Source organism: Nocardia crassostreae (assembly GCF_001613405.1).
Lineage (GTDB): Bacteria > Actinomycetota > Actinomycetes > Mycobacteriales > Mycobacteriaceae > Nocardia > Nocardia crassostreae.
In genome coordinates this window covers 109,199-128,108 of sequence record NZ_BDCH01000039.1, presented here as the reverse complement: position 1 = coordinate 128,108, position 18,910 = coordinate 109,199, and the positions used below count along the sequence as shown (strand labels likewise).

Sequence of the window (18,910 nt, the reverse complement as noted above, 5' to 3'; positions counted from 1 at the left end):
TCGGGCAGAGGCCGCAGGGCACTCGCCTCGCTGCGGGCTAGAAAATCCCGCCCAGCGACTCGTCTCTGGCTTGCGAGTAATCCTCCTCGTGCTCGGCGAGGTACGAATCCCACGCCGCCTTGTCCCATATTTCGAGGAAGTCGACCGAGCCGATCACCACGCAATCCTTCGTCAGGTTCGCGTAGCGGCGGTGTTCGGCCGACAACATGATCCGGCCCTGTGCGTCCGGTCGTTGTTCATCGGTGGAGGCCGCCAACGCCCGGACGAAAGCCCGTGCCTGCGGGTTGGACCGGGAGGCGGCCGCAGCTCGCCGCGCCAGCGCGGTGAACTCGTCCTTCGGATAAACGGCAAGGCTGTGGTCCTGTCCTTTCGTGACCATCAACCCTCCCGCCAGCTCGTCCCGGAACTTCGCAGGCAACGTGAGTCGCCCTTTGTCGTCCAATCGGGGGGTATAGGTACCGAGAAACAAGCTCCCGACACCTCCTACCGGATCACCCCTCGACCGTACGGCTCCCTGTAGTGCGCGCTCCACATTACCCCACTTTCCCCCACTTTCAATCGAAAGCAGCGGTGATCTCGGTCCTCGGTTGGCGAACTTCGCAGGTCAAACCAGCTATCACGGGTGTGGGGAGATTTCCTCGCAGTTCCCCCGACACGCGCGACGCGCGCCGACAGGGACCCGACAACTATCAGCAAACCCGCAGATAGCGCGCATTTCCGGCACGCGTGGAGCGCGGTGGGGGATCTTCGTGGGGAGCTGTGGGGAGCCTCCGGACCCCTCCGACACGCCGTACAAAGATGCACAAGAAACGCCGTGGCGCCGCACCTGGAATCGGTGTGGCGCCACGGCGTGTCGCGATCGTTTCAGTTAGCCGATCACACTCGGCCCTCGCACGGATGCGAGGAGCCCTTTGCGCGGATCAGTTGTCCTGCTCGAACCTTCTACGGAACCTGTCCTCCATGCGGGAGGAGAAACCGCCCTGTTTGCGCTGTTTACCCCGTCCGGCCGGACCGGACCCAGGAGTCGGATTCGCATCGCCAGGGCGGGCGCCCTGGGAGTTCATCCGAGGGCCACCGATCAGCAACAGCACTCCCGCGCTGAACATCACGATGAAACCGACGAGCGAGATGATCGGGAAATCGCCCAGCTTGATCGGCGCGGCAATACCCGCGACGAGTAGGAACAAGCCGATGGCGAAGAGCGCTGCTGCTTGAAGTCTGCGTCGTCCGGTGGCAGAACGTAGCCGTCCGCCCCGGACTGTCGAGGCGAACTTGGGATCCTCAGCATAGAGCGCGCTCTCGATCTGTTCGAGCATGCGCTGCTCGTGCTCTGAGAGTGGCACGGTACCTCCCCCGGCACTAGGTAGTGGCAGTCGCCTCCGGGATAGCGACAGATAGCCGACCTTGGCGGCTGTCTGTCACCAATAATACGAGTTCGATCAGAACCCGACCACCTACTCGCCGATACTCACGCCAGCATTCCAGCAACCCACCCTGTCGAAGGCTTCAACTTGGCGGCCGATGCGAGCAGATCTTCCACGTCATGCAGGAATGCGCCTACCCGCGAAGCGAACTCGTCGGCGCGCTGATCATCGACGGGACGCGGCAATCCGGCCTCCAGGGCGGCGCGGGTCTCGGACTGGGCGCTGAAGTAGTCCGCCCACATCACGAATTCCGGTGCGGCGTGTTGCATGAGCACCCAGGCATTGCGGGAGCGGGCCCGCGGGGCCCGGTCCGCGCCCGTGAGGGCGAGCACCGCCCCGGCGCCGCGCAGGGCCGCCAGGTAGGCGGTGCGGAAACGCTCGGCAGGCTGCTGCTCCCCCGCCGCCTCCATCAACAGGTTGTCGGCGCGACGGAGTAGTTCACCGGCTCGGCTGAGGTGGGCCGGGCGCTGATTTCTACCGGTCATCGGGTACCTCCCCACTCGCATACCCCGACAATCCAGGCACTGGGGCCTCCAGGAAGATCGAACAGGTATTCGAAGGTTTCAATTGAGTTTGAATATAGAGAGACCCACCGACAAGTTCCGGTGCACGACATCGGCGCTATCGTCGGACCCATTGTCCGCCGCCAACGAGAGCCGCGCCTGCCCGATGACCGCCGTAACCCCGAACACCACGCCCGCACCCGTCGTCGTCGATCTTTCGGCCGCGACCCTGCGCGCCCGGCTGTCCGATGCCCTGGCGGTCTACGTCGCGGCCATGGACTATCCGCGCGGCACCGAACATCAGCGCGCGCCCATGTGGACCGAGCACACCACCCGCCCGGGCTGGCAGGCCGTGGCCGCCGTCCTGCCCGATGACGACGGCCGCCTGGATCTGCGGACCGCGCCCATCGTGGCCATTGCCTACGGCTATCACGGTGCGCCGCACCAGTGGTGGCATCAGCAGGTGTACAGCGGCATGCGGCGCACAGGATGGCCGGAACACGTGGCGCGCGACCTGCTTTCGGACTACTTCGAACTGACCGAGCTGCACGTGCACCCGAGCGCGCAGGGGCGCGGCATCGGGGAGACATTGCTCACCCGGCTGCTGCAGAACCGCCCCGAGCGGACCGTGCTGCTGTCCACACCCGAGGTGGACCGCGAGGCGAATCGGGCCTGGAAGCTGTACCGGCGGGCCGGATTCGGCGATGTGGTGCGGCATTTCATCTTCTCCGGCGACACCCGCCGATTCGCGGTGCTCGGTCGGCGGCTGCCCCTGTGAGCGTTGTGATCATCGGCTCCGGCCACAATGCGCTGGTCGCCGCCTGTTATCTGGCCCGGGACGGGCATCGGGTGGAGGTGCTCGAGCGGGATACCGTGCTGGGCGGGGCGGTTTCGACGGTGGAACGGTTCCCGGGCCATCGGGTGGATCGCGGCTCCTCGGCGCACATCATGATCCGGCACACCGGGATCATCGAGGAGCTCGAACTGGAACGGTTCGGGCTTCGCTATATCGACTGCGATCCTTGGGCTTTCGCGCCCGCGCCGCCGGGCACGGACCTGCCGCCGATCGTCTTCCGCCAGGATCTGGACCGCACCTGCGCGTCCATCGCGGCGGCCTGCGGCGAGCGCGATGCCGCGGCGTATCGGCGTTTCGTGCGGGTCTGGGGACCCCGGACCGCGCGCGTCATGCGGTCGTTCTCGGGTGCGCCGACGCCAGGCCGATTGCTGCGGTCGTTCTGGGGACTGGATGCGAAGAACGGCGGCAGTGCGCTGTCGCGGGAGTTCCTGCAATCCGGGGACGCGCTGCTGGACAGCTGTTTCGACGACGAACGGCTGAAGGCGGCGCTGGCCTGGTGGGGCGCGCAGTCCGGGCCGCCCATGTCCGAACCCGGGTCCGCGCCCATGGTCGGCTTCGCGGCGCTCATGCACACGCTGCCGCCGGGCCGCGCGGTCGGCGGGAGCGGGGCGCTGAGCGCGGCGCTGGTCGAGCGGCTGCGCGCCGACGGCGGGACCGTGACCGGCGGTGACGCCGTCACCGCCGTCGAACGCTCGGGCAAGGGTTGGCGGGTCCGGACCGCGGGCGGCCGAAATCTGTACGCGGACACCGTGATTTCGGGCACACACATTCTCACGACACTGGATCTGCTGGAGCGGGGCGGGTTCGATGCCGCGCCGCTGCGGGACTGGCGGCGGCGCATTCGGGTCGGTCCCGGCATCGGCATGGTCGTCTGGGCGGCGGCGCGCGAGCTGCCGCGATACCCGGGCGCGAGCACCGCCGAATCCGCCCACGGGCTGCAACTTCTGGTGAGCGACCGCCGTGAGCTGCGGCGAGCGCACGGCGCCGCGCTGGCCGGGGATCTCCCGCCGCGGCCGGTCGTCTTGGCCATGAGTTTCTCCGCGCTCGATCCCGGTATCGCCCCGCCGGGTGAGCAGCAGCTGTCGCTGTGGGCGCAGTGGCATCCGTACGCGCTGGCCGACGGCAGCTCCTGGGCCGATCACGCGGAACGGGAGGGCGATCACATCATTGCCGAGGTGGAGGCCCACGCACCGGGTTTCGCGAACGGGATCCGGCAACGATTCGTGCAGACACCCGCCGATATAGAGCGCGAAATGGGCCTGCTGGGTGGCAATGTCATGCATGTCGAAATGTCACTGGATCAGATGTTCATGTGGCGGCCGATCCCCGAACTGTCCAACCACCGAGTCCCCGGCGCAGCCGGGCTTTATCTCACCGGCGCCTCCACCCATCCGGGTGGCGGTGTGTCCGGTGCCAGCGGCCGCAGCGTCGCACACCTTGTCCACCGCGACCTACGCCGAACCCGGATACCGCTACTGAATCGATGATCGAAGACTCTCCATCTCAGCCCGAACCGCAGCAGCCATCCGCTGCGGCCATTCCCAAACACGCTGCCGGAGGCGATGATTCGCGCCGCCACCGGCCCGCCGCCACGCACGGCCTCGCGCAGTGGGATCCCGCCACCTTCGACAAGCGCCAGGACGAGGCCATCGCCGAATTCTGGCCGCGCGGCGCGGGGCGGCTGCCCCGCCGCGAGCCGGGCGCGGAACTGCCGGACCGGCCCGATCCGGTGCCGGGCCTCGGGGCTCCGGTCGCCGAGGCCGCGGTGGAAATCGCCGAGCCCACCGTGGAAACCGCCGTGGACGAGGTGCATCGCGGGCCGCGCGGCGTGCGCTCGAATCCGCGCAAGGCGGCCAGCTTCTTCCAGGCACGCTCACATCAGGAGGAGGCGGCGACGCCCGAGGATACCGGCGCGGATCCGGAATCCGAACAGTGACTCCGGAATTCGCGCGGTGAGCACCCCGGCCGCGCTCGGCTCGGCGGACCGCACGCGGCTGCTGATCGCGGCGGCGCCCGCGGTGCTGCTGGTCGCGGTGCAGATCGCGTATCCGCTGACCGCGGGCGCGGCGCGCGACCGGGTGACGATCGCGGTCGTGGCATTGTCGGCGGCCACGGCGCTGGTGCATGCCGCGCTCACGCGCGGATTGCGCTGGGCGGCGGGGCTTCTGGTGATCCTGTCCGGAGTCGGGCTGGCGGCCGAGATCGTGGGCACGGCCACCGGGGCGCCGTTCGGGTGCTACGAGTACGCCACCGGCAGGCTCGGACCGGAGCTGGCGGGGGTGCCGCTGGTGGTGCCGCTGGCCTGGACGGGCGGGGTGTATCCGGTCTGGATCGTGGCCGGACTGCTGGGTTCGGCTGCGCGGGTGCGGATTCCGCTGACCGCGCTGGGCGCGGTGGGCTGGGATCTGTTCCTGGATCCGCAGATGGTGGCCGACGGGCAGTGGACCTGGTGCTCGGGTGTGCCGGGACTGCCGGGGCTGAGCGAGATTCCGCTCACCAATTATCTGGGATGGTTCGGGGTGGGGCTGGTCATGGCCGGGCTGCTGCACCTGTGGGACAGGACTGCCGCGGACAATCGAGCCGCGCTGGTGGTTCCGGTCGCGGTGTTCCTGTGGACCTGGCTCGGTTCGGGGCTGGCGCACGCGGTGTTCCTGGGGCTGCCGGTCTCGGCCGCGTACGGGCTGACCGGGCTGGCGGCGCTGGGGATTCCGCTGGTTCGCGAGTTACGGGCCCGTCGGATCACGCTGGGCCCGGCACGCCATGGCACGATGTGAGCCGTGCAGCCGAGTCCGAACCCCGATACAGCAGACGCAACGCGCGAGCCGGTGACTCCGGTGCGCAGACACCGCCGGTGGGTGCGGATATCGGCGGCGGTGCTGTTCGCGGCGCTGGCGCTCATGCTGACCGGATGCCTGCGGGTGCAGGCGTCGATGGGCGTCTCCTCCAACGACCGGGTGTCCGGGCGGATCGTGGCCGCCACCGTTCCGCAGACCGACAATGACAAGGGCCCGCAGCTGAACGCGCCCGACGCCCTCGCCGCCAAGGTGCGCGTCACGCCCTACACCCAGGACGGCTACGTCGGCAGCCAGGTCTACTTCGACGACCTCACTTTCGGCGAGGTGCAGCAGCTCGGCGCCCTGTCCGATCAGACCCAGGGCATGTTCCAGCTCAACTTCACCCGTTCCGGCGACCTGGTCACCCTCAACGGCCGGGTGGACCTCAAGAGCCTGCCCCCGCACGGTTCGGACGTGCAGTTCACCATGGCCTTCCCCGCCCGCGTCGCCACCACCAACGGCACCCGCGAAGGCGATTCCGTCGTCACCTGGAAACTCCCCGCCGGGGAGTCCTCGCCCCTGAAGGCCGAAGTCGGCTACGCCGACCCCAATACCCGCTCCTTCGCGGGCTGGGCGGGAATAGTCGGCGGCATCACCCTCGCCGTGGCGGCCGTCGTCGCGGTCCTCGCCTACATGACCCGCAACCCCGATCCGCCCGCCTACGTCCGCGCCGCCCGCTGGATCCGCCCGGACCGCACCAACCGATGATCGGCTCCCGCACCGGCGAATACGCGGTGCGGGCCGGAACGGCGATCGCCGCGCTCGGCGCCGGTCTCGCCCTAATCAACCGAATCACCCTGCGCCAGTTGCGAACCGACACGCACACGGTCATCGAACCGGTCACCGTCTGCGTGCCAGCCCGCAACGAAGCCGACCGCCTCCCCGACCTCATCGCGGATCTCCGTGCGCAACAGGCCGTTCCGCGACTGCGCGTCCTGATACTCGACGACGCCTCGACCGACGACACCTATCGGTCCGCGCTCGATGCCGTTGGCGAAGACCCTCGATTCACCGTGGTGCGCAACGAAATCGAGCCACCAGACGGCTGGACGGGAAAGAACGCGGCCTGTGCGCGACTGGCGGAGCTGGCGGGCATCGACGCCCCCGCGATGCCTGGCGGCGCTACACGCCATCCGTCGGCCGATGGTGCCGGTACGTGGCCGGGCGACGCCGCAACGACCCTGCGCCGGATCGGAGCTGAACAGGCGCTCGCGCAGACAGTCTCGGACGAACCCGGAGCACTCGTCTTCCTGGACGCCGATGTGCGATTGCGGAGCACGGCGATCGCGGCGGCGGTCGGCGAATTGCGCCGGACGGGTGCGGCACTGGTGTGCCCGTGGCCCGTGCAGCGAGCGGAATCCGTAGCCGAGGCGCTGGTCCAACCGCTGCTGTGCTGGTCATGGGCCGCCTCGCTACCGGTCATCGCGGCCAACCGCAGCCTGCGACCGTCGACTGCGGTCGCCTGCGGCCAATTCCTGGTCTTCGACGCCACCGCGTATCGCGCCACCGGAGGGCACACGGCCGTGGCGGACCAGGTGACCGAGGATCTGGCCATCGCCCGGCAGCTGCGCCGAGCAGGTCGGCGCACCGCCCTGGTCGCCGGTGGACGTCTGGCGCACACCCGCATGTACAGGAGCTCAACGGAAGTGGACGAGGGCTACTCCCGCTGGCTGTGGTCGGCCTACGGCGGCCGCGCGGGCAGCACCGCGGTCGGCGCCGGAGCGGCTCTGGCCTTCTGGCTACCGCCGCTGGCAGCCATATTCGGTCGCGGACGACTGCGCCGCATCGGCATTCTCGGCTACACCGCCGCCGTGACCGGTCGGCTACTGGCCCGCTCCACCGAGTCCGGCGGGCGACCGAGCCTTGCTGATCTGACTGCGACACTGGCGCATCCGATCTCGATCGCGGCCTATCTACGACTGTCCGCCCGCTCTCATCGCGCCCACGATCGCGGCACGCTGGTATGGAAAGGCCGCGCGCTCAGCAGCCGGGAATCCTCGTGAATGCGGCGGTCAGGGCGGGCCACCGCCGTCGCGGCCCGACCTCGAGCTCCACCGAGTCCCACGGACGCCCAACCCGCATGAATGCGCTTGCAGCACTGGTGCATCCGATCAGGGTCGCCGACTACCCGCCGCTGTCGGCCAATCGCACCACGCTCACCGCACCGGCACTCGGGCATGGGCGGCGGTCAGGGAACGGGGGTGAGGCCGACCGTGGGGAAGAAGAAGCAGGAGGTGGCGCCGTTGCGGACTATGCCGAACATGGCGGCTAGGACGGTGCCGGAGCCGGTGTCGACGGGGACGGCGCGGACGCCGCCCTGGGGTAGGGCGCTGGCGAAGTAGTCGTGTACGGCGCGTTCGACGACGGGGCGGAGTTCGTTGGGGACGGCGGGCGGGATCATGCCGCTGAGGACCTGGTTGAGGGGGCCCATGGGGGTGAGGCCGCTCTTGCCGTTGGTGAGGTTGAGCCAGGCGACCTGCATGCCCGCGGTGTCGGCGCCGTCGGGGTTGAGGCCGTAGGGGACGAAGGCGAACATGGCCTGGCCGGATTTGACGGCCGAAAGGTCGAGTCCGGGAACGGAAACCGTGTATCTGGGCCAGGGGCCGGGGATGGTGCCCGCCACGGCGGGGGCGATGCCGAGGGCGGTGCTGCCCAGGCAGAAGGGGGCGGCGGTCGGGTAGAGGAAGGGGTCGACGCCGAGGGTGCGCAGACCGCCAAGGGTTTCGCCGTACGCGGTGAACCAGTCGGAGGGTGCGGCGGTTTCGCCCGCGCGGGCGAGGGCGGCGATGACAACGGAAGCGTCGGTGGTGCCGTCCGCATCCGCTATCGGCTTCGTGGCGGAGTCGCCTGCCGGGCCGCTCGGGGCGGCAGCGGCCGGGGCGGTGGCCAGGACCGCGCAGGCGCTCAGCGCGCCTGCGACACGGACGAGGTTGTGCAACACGGGCATGCGGGCCACCTCTCAGCGTCACGATCCGCAACGTCGCGGTGGACGCACGCTACCCCGGCGACCAGCACAATCCCGACATTTCACCCGGCACGCCGAACGCGTTCGACCACGTCGAGCGGCGGCCGGACACTGTTCAGCCAACGGCAGGACGGCGTTCAGGCCCCGGCCATCTGCTCGCTCAGGCGTGCACCGGGGCGGCGGAGACCGTATAGCCGAGATTCGCCAGCACCTCGCTGGTGGCCTTGGCGAAATTCAGCGTGATGAAGTGCAGGCAAGGCGCGCCCTCGTCGATGAGGCGCTGCGCGATCTCGGTGGCGATCTCGATACCGGCGGCGCGTACGGCCGCCCGGTTCTCCTCCGGGCCGTCACCGGCGGCCTTGTGCAGGCGTTCCATCACCGAGGCGGGCAGTTCGCGGCCGCACAGCTCGACGGCGCGCTCCACGGTGCGCAGCGAGGTGATGGGCATGAGCTCCGGAATGATCGGCTTGGCGCCCTCGACCGGATCCGCCTTGACCGCGCGATCGCGCAGGCGCAGGTAATGCTCGGCGTCGAAGAACATCTGGGTGATCGAATACTCCGCGCCCGCACGCAGTTTCGCGAGCAGGAACTCGGTATCGGTATCCAAATCGGTGGAGCGCGGATGCCCCTGCGGGAACGAGGCCACGCCCACGTGGAAGTCACCGAGATCGCGGACCATGCGCACCAGTTCCTCGGCGTACTCCACGCCCTCGGGATGCTTGACCCAGTCCCCGAGCGGATCGCCCGGCGGATCGCCGCGCAGCACCAGCAGATTCCGGATACCCGAATCCGCGTACGCGCCGACGATCGAGCGCAGTTCGGCCACGCTGTGATCGACCGCGGTGAGATGCGCCACCGTCAGCAGGGTGGTCTCGCGGGCCAGCTGACCCGTCACCCGGATGGTGCGATCGCGAGTGGAACCGCCCGCACCGTAGGTCATGGACACGAAGGCCGGATGCAGCCGCTCGAATTCCCGGGCCGCGCGCCACAGCCGCGCCTCACCGGCCGCGTCGCGCGGCGGGTTGAACTCGATCGAGAACGGGACGGACCCATCGGGCCGCGGGCCCAGCTGCTGCACCACCGAGGGAGTTCCGGACACTTGCGGTGTGCGGGAAACTCGGCCAGGGGTCGAATATCCCCGTACATTGTCGAAACTCACCGGGCCATTTTAAGGGGCGCACGCCGCAGGTTCGCATTCCCCCTGGATCCGGGGGAAATATCGGCGCACGTGACGGGCCCGCCCGCGGTCTCCGACCGGCCCGCTGACCATGCAGTGTGACGGATTCGCGCGGTATGACCGGCTCGCTGCCGGGAAGGGCCGCTCGGTACAGTCGGGGGCGTAACCTGCCCGCGGCCACCATGACTCGCAGCGCGGCTCTCACCCCAGGAGGTTCCTCTGTCCGCCGGACCCGGTACCCCGACCCGCCAGCCCGTCGGCGCGGGATCGCTCGTCGCTGCCGTGGAGGACCGCCTCACCGGCTTTTTCGCGACGCGGCGGGAGATCGTCGAACCACTCGGACCGGTGTTCACCGCGGCCACCGAGGCGCTCGAATCCTTCGTGCTACGCGGCGGTAAGCGCACCCGCCCCGCCTTCGCCTGGACCGGCTGGCTGGGCGCGGGCCGCGATCCGGAGGATCCGCAGGCCGAAGCGGTGCTGACCGCCTGCTCGGCGCTGGAACTGGTGCAGGCGTGTGCGCTGATTCACGACGACATCATCGATTCCTCGCGCACCCGGCGCGGATTCCCGGCCGTGCACGTGGATTACGAACAGCGGCATCTGGATCGGCAGTGGGTCGGCGATGCGGCGCAGTACGGGACCAGCGTCGCCATTCTCATCGGCGATCTGGCACTGGCCTGGGCCGATGACATGACCCGCGATGCCGGTCTGGACGCCGGGGCGCAGGCCCGGTTCGCGCCGGTGTGGGCGGCCATGCGCACCGAGGTGCTGGGCGGGCAGCTGCTCGATATCCACGGTGAGGCCGGTGGGGACGAATCCGTCGCGGCGGCCATGCGGATCAATCGCTACAAGACCGCGGCGTACACCATCGAACGCCCGCTGCACATGGGCGCGGCGCTGGCCGGGGCGCATCCGGAACTGGTTGCCGCCTATCGCGAGTTCGGCACCGATATCGGCATCGCCTTCCAGCTGCGCGACGATCTGCTGGGCGTGTTCGGGGATCCGGCCGTGACCGGCAAACCCTCCGGGGACGATCTGCGCGAAGGCAAGCGGACCGTGCTCATCGCCGAGGCCCTGCAGCGCGCGGACCAGACGAATCCCTCGGCCGCCATGCTCATCCGGACCAGCCTGGGCACCGATGTGACGCCGGAGCAGGTCGCCGACCTGCGCACGGTTCTCACCGATCTCGGTGCGGTGGACGCGGTCGAGCAGCGCATCACCAGTCTCACCGAACAGGCCCTCACCGCCCTGGACGCGAGTACCGCGACCGATGACGCCAAACGTCAGCTGCGGGACATGGCGCTGGCGGCCACCGCGCGCGCCTACTGACGGCGCGGGTTCACGAAAGTCATGGGTGGGATGAAAACTGTTGCGGGACCGTCCGATCGGATTGCCGTCGTCGGCGCCGGGCTGTCCGGGCTGGCGGCCGCGCTGCACCTGGCGGGCGCCGGACGGCGGGTGACGGTGCTGGAGCGGGCCGATCACGCGGGCGGGCGGGTCGGGCTGTATCGCGGCGCGGACTACGAGATCGACTCCGGGGCAACGATTCTGACGCTGCCCGAACTCGTCGACGAGGCGCTGGCGGCGGTCGGGCAGACGCGCGAGTCGGCGGGCCTGCGGATACTGCCCATGGCCCCGGCCTATCGGGCGCGGTTCGCCGACGGCACGGTCGTGGGCGTCTACTCCGATCCCGAGGAGATGGCGGGCGAGGTCGCGCGAGTGCGGGATACCGCTGCGGCGCAACGCTATCGGCGACTACGCGACTGGCTGCGCGCCGTGTACGAGGCCGAGTTCGGGCACTTCATGGACACCAATTTCGATTCGCCCCTCGATATGGTGCGACATCCGCGCAAGCGGGCGGCGCTGGCGAAACTGGTGGGGCTGGGCGCCTTCGGGCGGCTCGGGCCGAAGGTCGCGCGGCTCATGGGCGACGATCAACTGGCGCGCCTGTTCAGCTTCCAGGCCCTGTTCGCGGGCATGGCGCCCAACCGGGCGCTGGGCGTGTACGGCGCGATTCCGTACATGGACACCTGCCTGGGCGTGTACTACCCCGAGGGCGGTATGTGGGCCATTGCCGACGCGCTGGCGCGGGCCCTGGTCGCCGCCGGGGGCACGGTCGAATTCGGCGCGGAGGTGGTCGGGATCGACTACACCGGACGCCGCGCCACCGCCGTGCACACCGACGACGGGCGCGCCTGGCCGTGCGACGCCGTCGTGGTCACCGCGGATATCGGCGCCCTCGAACGGTTCGGTCTGCGCCGCCGCCGCGGCCTGCGCGCCTCGCCGTCGGCGGTGGTCGCGCACGGCACCGTGCCCGCCGAGGTCGCGGCGCACTGGCCGGTGCAGGCGCATCACACCATCGACTTCGGCACGGAGTGGGACCGCACCTTCACCGAGATCGCGGCGGCGCGGCGCGGGCGGCTCATGAGCGATCCGTCGCTGCTGCTCACCCGTCCGGCGCTCACCGATCCGGCGCTCCACATCGACCGGCCCGACGGCGTCCGGTACGAGCCGCTGTCGCTGCTGGCCCCCTGCCCCAATCTGGATGCCGCGCCCCTGGACTGGGACCGGCTCGCACCCCACTATCTGCGCGAACTGCTCGAGACCCTGGAATCCCGCGGATACCAAGGCATTTCGCAGCACTTCCGGATCGACCATCTCGACACGCCGCGCACCTGGAAGAACAAGGGCATGCTCGCGGGCACCCCGTTCGCCGCCGCGCACCTGTTCCGTCAGACCGGCCCGTTCCGCACCCGGAACCTGGTCCCGGGCCGCGACAATGTCGTTCTCGCAGGTTCGGGGACCGTGCCCGGGGTCGGAGTGCCCACCGTGCTGCTGTCCGGAAAACTCGCCGCGGCCCGCATCACGGGTGATCTACGACATGCCCGCGCCGTATCCGCCGACGCCGACGCGCTGACATCACCGCACAAGCACTAGACTGACCGGCGTCCTGCACCCACGCGGCTGCCGCCGCCGACCTTTCCGGGGGGAATGCCCGCCAATGCCGACCCCCGATATGGACGCCGCCACCGCCACCACCGCCGCTCCCGCCGACCTGCTCACCGCGGGTGCGGTGACGCGCCACAGCTGGGTGCGACAATGCGCCGATTTCGCGCGCAGCCAGGAGGGGCATGCGGCCCTGCTCGGCTTCTTCGGCGCCATCATGATCACCTTCGGCGGTTTCGGCGCGGGCAGCACCCGCCGCAACGATCCGTTGCTGGAGGAAGCGCACCTGTCCTGGCTGCGGTTCGGGCACGGCTACGCGCTCTCGACGGTGTTCGTGTGGATCGGCGTGCTGGCCATGATCACCGCGTGGGTGCGGTTGGGGCGGGCCACCATCGGCACCGTGCCGGGCGCGACGGTCACCTTGAACGAGCTGCGCGCCATTGTCGGCATCTGGGTCTTCCCGCTGCTGTTCGCGGTGCCCATGTTCAGCCGCGACGCCTACTCGTATCTCGCCCAGGGCGCGCTGCTGCGCGACGGCTTCAATCCGTACGCGGTCGGCCCCGTGGTGAATCCCGGTGTGCTGCTGGACAATGTGAGCCTGGTCTGGACCAACACGACCGCGCCGTACGGCCCCATCTTCCTGCTGCTGGCGCGCGGCATCACCTCCATCACCGGTGACAATGTGGTGGCGGGGACGATCGCGCTGCGCCTGGTCATGCTGCCGGGCCTGGCCCTGATGATGTGGGCGGTCCCGCATCTGACCAAACATCTGGGCGGTAAGCCGACCACCGCGCTGTGGCTGGCGGTGCTCAACCCGCTGGTGCTGATCCACCTCATCGGCGGCGTGCACAACGAGATGCTCATGGTCGGCCTCATGGCCGCGGGCATCGCGCTGGTGCTGGAACACCATCACGTGGCGGGCATCGTGGTCGTCGCCATCGGCGTGGGCGTGAAGGCGACGGCGGGCATCGCGCTGCCATTCCTGGTGTGGATCTGGATGATTCACGAACGCGAGCGCCGCGCCGAGCGGGGTGAGGGCGAGCTGCCGCATCCGGCCATGATGTTCACCAAGATCGCCGGACTCGGGGTGGCGGTGTTCGCGGTGGTCTTCGCGGCGGCCTCGGCGCTGGCGGGCGTGGGCATCGGCTGGCTGACGGCGCTGTCGGGCTCCAAGAAGATCATCAACTGGCTGTCGCTGCCGACCATCATGGCGCACATGGTCACCTGGGTGACGCCGTGGCGGCTGGAGTCGGTGCTGTCGGTGACGCGGGCCCTGTGCACCGTCGCCCTGGTGGTGATTCTGGTGTGGGCGTGGTGGCGCTTCCGGCACACCGAGCGCGAGGCGGTCTTCGGCATCCTGGTCGCCTTCGTGGCCATTGTCATCCTCTCCCCCGCCGCGCTGCCCTGGTACTACTCGTGGCCGCTGGCGCTGGCCGCCGGATTCGCCTTGTCCACAAGGACATTGCAGATTCTGGTCGGGCTGTGTACGTGGCTCATGCTCGTCTTCCAGCCCGACGGATCCATCGGCCTGTACACCTTCTGGCACGTGGCCGCCGCGACCTTCGCCGCGGTCGTGGCCGCGCTGGCGCTGCGGACCGTCGATCCGCTCAAACTGCGCGCCCCCGAGCGTGCGGGCGCCGAGCACGGACAGCCCAGCACCGCATGACCGAGCTGGACCACGCCTACCGGGACTGTCGCCATATCGCCGCCCAGCACGGGCGCACCTACTTCCTCGCCACCCGGCTGCTCGCGGCCGACCGCAGACCGGCCGTGCACGCCCTGTACGCCTTCGCGCGCATGGTCGACGACATCGTCGATCACACGACCGCACCGGATCGCGCCGCGGAGTCGGCGGGACACCTGGATCGGATCGAGTACGAGCTACGCGGCCGCCTGGCCCATCCGTCGGCGGCCCCGGCGCCGGGCCCGGCGGCACAGCACCGCATCCTGCTCGCGGTCTCCGACACCATCCGCCGCTACGGCATTGCGCCCGAACACTTCTGGGTGTTCCTCGACGCCATGCGCATGGACATCCCCGGCAGCCCGCAGTATCGCGACCGCTACCCCACCATGACCGCGCTGCGCACCTATATGCGCGGCTCCGCCGCCGCCATCGGCCTGCAGCTGCTGCCCGTGCTGGGCACCGTATGCCCCATCTCCGAGGCGGAACCCGCGGCGGCCGCCCTCGGTGAAGCCTTCCAGCTCACCAATTTCCTGCGCGATATCGCCGAAGACCTCGACCGCGGCCGCATCTATCTCCCCGCCGACGAGCTCGCAGCCTTCGACGTGGACGCCGATCTCCTCCGGCACTGCCGCGACACGGGCCGCACCGACCAGCGGGTGCGCCGCGCCCTGGCCCACCTCATCGCGGTCAACCGCGGCATCTACCGCACCGCCATCCCCGGTATCGACCTGCTCACCCCGCGCGTGCGCCCCGGCATCCGCACCGCCGCCACCCTCTACGGCGGCATTCTCGACCAGATCGAACGCACCGACTACGCCGTGTTCACGCGCCGCGCCGTCGTCCCCCGGCATCGCCGCCTCGGCGTCGCCGCACGGGAATTCGCCGCCGCCCAGCCGCTGCGCCGCACGTACGCCTCCTGACCGGAGGTTCATCCGACACGGTGTGAGAAATCCCAGCCTTGGGTGTGGTCCCGAATGACCGATGTGGGTCCGTATCCTGAACGGGTGAACTGGACCGTCGACGTACCCATCGATCGCCTGCCGGAACTCCCCCCGTTGCCCGCGGAGCTGCGTCGGCGCCTCGATGATGCGCTCGCCCGCCCCGCCCTGCAGCAACCCTCGTGGGATCCCGAGCAGGCCGCGAACATGCGCACCGTACTGGAGAGCGTTCCGCCCATCTGCGTGCCCGCCGAAGTCGAGGAGCTCAAGCTGCGGCTGGCCGAGGTGGCGCGCGGTGAGGCCTTCTTCATGCAGGGCGGCGACTGCGCGGAAACCTTCGCCGACAACACCGAACCGCACGTCCGCGGCAATATCCGCACGCTGCTGCAGATGGCCGTCGTGCTCACCTACGGCGCGAGCCTGCCGGTGGTGAAGGTCGCGCGCATCGCGGGCCAGTACGCCAAACCGCGCTCGGCCGACATCGATTCGCTGGGGCTGAAGTCCTACCGCGGCGACATGATCAACTCACTGGTCACCGATGCCTCGGTGCGCGAGCACGATCCGTCGCGGCTGGTGCGCGCCTACGCCAATGCCTCCGCCGCCATGAACCTGGTGCGCGCGCTGACCTCGGCCGGTATGGCCGATCTGCACAAGGTGCACGACTGGAACCGCGAGTTCGTCGCCCAGTCCCCGGCGGGCGCGCGCTACGAGGCCATGGCCGCCGAGATCGATCGCGCCCTGGCGTTCATGAACGCCTGCCGCGTGAACGATCCGAACCTGTCCAGCGCCCGCCTCTACGCCAGCCACGAGGCCCTCGTGCTCGACTACGAGCGCGCCATGCTGCGGCTGAGCGAGAGCCCGGTCACCGGTGAGCCGGTGCTGTACGACCTGTCGGCGCACTTCCTGTGGATCGGTGAGCGCACCCGCCAGCTCGACGGCGCGCACATCGCCTTCGCCGAACTGCTCGCCAACCCCATCGGCCTGAAGATCGGCCCGACCACCACCCCCGAGATGGCGGTGGAATACGTGGAGCGGCTCGACCCCAACAACGAGCCCGGCCGCCTCACCCTGGTCGCCCGCATGGGCAATGGCAAGGTCCGCGACGTGCTGCCCGCCATTGTCGAGAAGGTGCAGGCCACCGGACATCAGGTGATCTGGCAGTGCGATCCCATGCACGGCAATACCCACGAGGCATCCACCGGGTACAAGACCCGCCACTTCGACCGCATCGTCGACGAGGTGCAGGGCTTCTTCGAGGTGCATCACGCGCTGGGCACCCATCCGGGCGGTCTGCACATCGAGCTCACCGGCGAGAACGTCACCGAATGCCTCGGCGGCGCCCAGGACATCTCCGACGCCGACCTCGAGGGCCGCTACGAGACCGCCTGCGATCCGCGTCTGAACACCCAGCAGTCGCTGGAGCTGGCGTTCCTCGTGGCCGAAATGCTGCGCTGAGAAGCTGATCGACGGAAAGGGCCCGAACCGCTCGTGCGGTTCGGGCCCTTGTTCGTTCAGCGCATCAGGGCAGGGCGACCAGGGTGACGGTCGAGCCCGCCTCGACATTGCCGCCGGGGGCGGTGCTCTGCGAGATGACGATGGAGCTGTCGTTGGAGGCGAGCTGGCGGACCGACACCTGGAGGCCGAGAGCCTGGAGTTCGGCGCGCGCGGAGGCGACATTGTCGCCGATGACATTCGGCATCTCGATGGCGTCATTGAGAATGAGGACCACGCCCTTGCCCGAGTCCACCATGGTACCCGCGGCCGGATCGGTGCCGACGACCTGGCCGGATTTCACCTTGGCGTCGAACTGGGTGCGGGTGGAGGTCACCGAGATGCCGGCGCTCTGCAGGGCGGCGCGGGCTTCCTCCTCGGTCTTGCCGCGCACATCGGGAAGTTTCACCGGCTGGGAACCGCTGCTGCGGTAGACCTTCACGGTGCCACCGGCGGGCAGGACGGTGCCGGGGCCCGGTTCCACCTTGGCGACACTGCCTTTGGGCGCGGAGCTGCCGACCTCACCGGCGTCGACCGGGGTCAGGCCCGCATCGCGAATGGCCTCGTTGACGGTGTTCACGTCCTGGCCCGCGGTGATCTCGGGAACCTTGGGCTTGCCGCTGGAGACCAGTACGGCGACCGTCGAACCCTTGACGACCTTGGAACCGGCGGGCGGATCGGTGCCGACCACATTGCCGACCGGAATGATGTCGGAGGCTTTGTTCTTCGTCTCCGTCTCGAATCCGGCGGCCTGTAAGGCGGCGACCGCGCGCTGGGTGTCGAGCCCGGCGATCGAGGGCACCGCCTCATATCTGCCCACCCCGAGCCACCACCCGCCGACGCCGAGCAGCAGCGCCAGGGTGACCACGATGCCGAGCCAGACCAACACCGTGCGCCGGGATTTGCCGCGATCCTCGATGAACTCCGACGGGTAGCCCGAATTCGGCGGTCCCGGGCGGGGATTGGCGGGGGGCTGCGGCGCGTACTCCGGCGGGATCTCGCGCGCGGCCGTCATGACCCGGGTGTGCTGATGCTGCGGCGGCACCTGCACGGTCGGCGGATCGGCGGGGATCCGGGTGGTCATCTCGGTGGCGCCGCCGGTGTAGGCGGGCGCGGCGTGCGGGGCGGGCGTCGGCCCGACCCGGAACTTGGCGCTGAGATGCTCGGCCGAATCCTGGGGTGCGGGAACGCGATAGCCGGGCAGCTGCAATTCGCGCGCGATGCGGCGCAACTCGCCCGCCATCTCGGTGGCATCGGCGAAACGGTGGGCGGGTTCGCGCGCGGTGGCGTGCGCGACCAGCTCGTCGAATTCCGGCGGCACCCCGGCGATGAAGCGGCTCGGGGCCGGGACGTCCTTCTCGACGCGCTGCAGCGCGATGGAGATGGAGGTGTCGCCGCTGAACGGCGTGCGCCCGGTGAGCATTTCGAAGATGAGCACGCCCGCGGAGTACACATCGCTGCGCGCGTCGGCATTACCGCTGGTGACCTGCTCCGGCGACAAATAGGCGGCGGTGCCGAGAATCACGGAGTCGGAGGTGATATTGGCGGAGGCGACCGCGCGCACCAGGCCGAAGTCGGCGATCTTCACCTCACCGGAATCGGAGATGAGCACGTTCTCCGGTTTGATGTCGCGGTGCACCAGCCCGGCCGCGTGCGCCACGCCGACCGCCGCGAGGACCGGCTCGGCCACGGCGCGCACCGCTTGCGGCGGCATGGGCCCGCGCTCGCGTAGCAGCTCCCGCAGCGTCCCGCCCTCGACCAATTCCATGATCAGGAAGGGATGATCCCCGTCGATGCCCTGGTCGTACACCGCGACCAGGGACGGATGCTTGAGTTTGGCGACCGCGCGCGCTTCGAGTTCGAAGCGGGTCAGGAACTGCCGGTCGGAGGCGAACTTGGGGTCCATCACCTTGATGGCCACCGGTCGGTCGAGCCGCGTGTCCACCCCCCGGAACACCATGGACATGCCGCCGCGCGCGATCGGCGCGTCGATGCGGTAGCGCCCTTCCAGCATCTGGCCGATCAATGAACCGATACCCTTCCGACTTCCGTGCCGCCCCGTGCGGCTCACCCGATGGTAGTCGTGCCGGGG

At 69.6% G+C, this 18,910-nt stretch carries 17 protein-coding genes; 11 read left to right on the top strand and 6 right to left on the bottom strand.

Annotation, left to right across the window (positions count from 1 at the left end; translation table 11 throughout):
* Nucleotides 1-37: 37 nt before the first annotated feature.
* The 3 genes from mraZ to NC4_RS34610 all read right to left on the bottom strand — a co-directional run bounded on the left by mraZ (nucleotide 38) and on the right by NC4_RS34610 (nucleotide 1,909).
* Entirely contained in the window at nucleotides 38-469 is a 432-nt protein-coding gene (mraZ, locus tag NC4_RS34620) for a division/cell wall cluster transcriptional repressor MraZ (RefSeq protein ID WP_067547369.1), read from the bottom strand.
* Nucleotides 470-920: 451 nt separating this feature from the next.
* Entirely contained in the window at nucleotides 921-1,343 is a 423-nt protein-coding gene (locus NC4_RS34615) for an SCO2097 family morphological protein (protein ID WP_067547366.1), read from the bottom strand.
* 125 nt (nucleotides 1,344-1,468) lie between these two features.
* Nucleotides 1,469-1,909, bottom strand: coding sequence for an SAV_6107 family HEPN domain-containing protein (locus tag NC4_RS34610; protein ID WP_067547362.1), 441 nt, complete (start codon nucleotides 1,907-1,909; stop codon nucleotides 1,469-1,471).
* A gap of 184 nt (nucleotides 1,910-2,093) precedes the next feature.
* Here NC4_RS34610 and NC4_RS34605 point away from each other — a divergent pair, with 184 nt between their 5' ends.
* The 6 genes from NC4_RS34605 (at nucleotide 2,094) to NC4_RS34580 (ending at nucleotide 7,620) form a co-directional block, all read left to right on the top strand.
* Nucleotides 2,094-2,705 carry a GNAT family N-acetyltransferase gene (locus tag NC4_RS34605; RefSeq protein ID WP_067547489.1) on the top strand — a complete coding sequence of 204 codons (612 nt, stop codon included), beginning with the start codon at nucleotides 2,094-2,096 and terminating at the stop codon, nucleotides 2,703-2,705.
* Nucleotides 2,702-4,270 (top strand): phytoene desaturase family protein, encoded by a 1,569-nt coding sequence (locus NC4_RS34600; protein ID WP_067547360.1) that lies wholly within the window; start codon nucleotides 2,702-2,704, stop codon nucleotides 4,268-4,270. Before NC4_RS34605 ends, NC4_RS34600 begins: the two co-directional genes overlap by 4 nt.
* Nucleotides 4,267-4,719: a hypothetical protein gene (locus NC4_RS43610; RefSeq protein WP_067547357.1), complete on the top strand. Its 453-nt coding sequence runs from the start codon at nucleotides 4,267-4,269 to the stop codon at nucleotides 4,717-4,719. The genes NC4_RS34600 and NC4_RS43610 overlap by 4 nt, the downstream gene beginning before the upstream one ends.
* A 64-nt stretch (nucleotides 4,720-4,783) precedes the next feature.
* Nucleotides 4,784-5,557, top strand: coding sequence for a carotenoid biosynthesis protein (locus NC4_RS43605; protein ID WP_157555403.1), 774 nt, complete (start codon nucleotides 4,784-4,786; stop codon nucleotides 5,555-5,557).
* Between the two features lie 123 nt (nucleotides 5,558-5,680).
* The gene (locus NC4_RS34585; protein WP_169814929.1) at nucleotides 5,681-6,325 is read left to right on the top strand and encodes an LppM family (lipo)protein; all 645 of its coding nucleotides are present in this window, start codon (nucleotides 5,681-5,683) and stop codon (nucleotides 6,323-6,325) included.
* Nucleotides 6,322-7,620, top strand: coding sequence for a glycosyltransferase family 2 protein (locus tag NC4_RS34580; protein ID WP_084530052.1), 1,299 nt, complete (start codon nucleotides 6,322-6,324; stop codon nucleotides 7,618-7,620). Before NC4_RS34585 ends, NC4_RS34580 begins: the two co-directional genes overlap by 4 nt.
* A 185-nt stretch (nucleotides 7,621-7,805) precedes the next feature.
* On the opposite strand, the gene NC4_RS34575 is transcribed toward NC4_RS34580, so the two are convergent.
* Both NC4_RS34575 and NC4_RS34570 read right to left on the bottom strand, forming a co-directional pair.
* Nucleotides 7,806-8,564 carry a hypothetical protein gene (locus NC4_RS34575; protein ID WP_067547476.1) on the bottom strand — a complete coding sequence of 253 codons (759 nt, stop codon included), beginning with the start codon at nucleotides 8,562-8,564 and terminating at the stop codon, nucleotides 7,806-7,808.
* Nucleotides 8,565-8,742: 178 nt separating this feature from the next.
* Nucleotides 8,743-9,741, bottom strand: coding sequence for a methylenetetrahydrofolate reductase (locus tag NC4_RS34570; protein WP_084530051.1), 999 nt, complete (start codon nucleotides 9,739-9,741; stop codon nucleotides 8,743-8,745).
* A gap of 237 nt (nucleotides 9,742-9,978) precedes the next feature.
* Between NC4_RS34570 and NC4_RS34565 the strand changes: the two genes are divergently transcribed.
* The 5 genes from NC4_RS34565 to NC4_RS34545 all read left to right on the top strand — a co-directional run bounded on the left by NC4_RS34565 (nucleotide 9,979) and on the right by NC4_RS34545 (nucleotide 16,782).
* The gene (locus NC4_RS34565; RefSeq protein WP_067547350.1) at nucleotides 9,979-11,088 is read left to right on the top strand and encodes a polyprenyl synthetase family protein; all 1,110 of its coding nucleotides are present in this window, start codon (nucleotides 9,979-9,981) and stop codon (nucleotides 11,086-11,088) included.
* 30 nt (nucleotides 11,089-11,118) lie between these two features.
* Nucleotides 11,119-12,696, top strand: a complete 1,578-nt coding sequence (crtI, locus tag NC4_RS34560; protein WP_067547347.1) for a phytoene desaturase family protein — start codon at nucleotides 11,119-11,121, stop codon at nucleotides 12,694-12,696.
* Between the two features lie 64 nt (nucleotides 12,697-12,760).
* Nucleotides 12,761-14,371, top strand: a complete 1,611-nt coding sequence (locus NC4_RS34555) for an alpha-(1->6)-mannopyranosyltransferase A (protein WP_084530050.1) — start codon at nucleotides 12,761-12,763, stop codon at nucleotides 14,369-14,371.
* A complete protein-coding gene (locus NC4_RS34550; protein WP_067547344.1) occupies nucleotides 14,368-15,309 on the top strand; it encodes a phytoene/squalene synthase family protein in 942 nt (313 codons plus the stop codon). Before NC4_RS34555 ends, NC4_RS34550 begins: the two co-directional genes overlap by 4 nt.
* Before the next feature lie 84 nt (nucleotides 15,310-15,393).
* Nucleotides 15,394-16,782, top strand: coding sequence for a class II 3-deoxy-7-phosphoheptulonate synthase (locus NC4_RS34545; RefSeq protein WP_067547341.1), 1,389 nt, complete (start codon nucleotides 15,394-15,396; stop codon nucleotides 16,780-16,782).
* A 64-nt stretch (nucleotides 16,783-16,846) separates the two neighbouring features.
* Here NC4_RS34545 and pknB read toward each other — a convergent pair whose 3' ends face one another.
* A complete protein-coding gene (gene pknB, locus NC4_RS34540; protein ID WP_067547338.1) occupies nucleotides 16,847-18,844 on the bottom strand; it encodes a Stk1 family PASTA domain-containing Ser/Thr kinase in 1,998 nt (665 codons plus the stop codon).
* Between the last annotated feature and the right edge of the window lie 66 nt (nucleotides 18,845-18,910).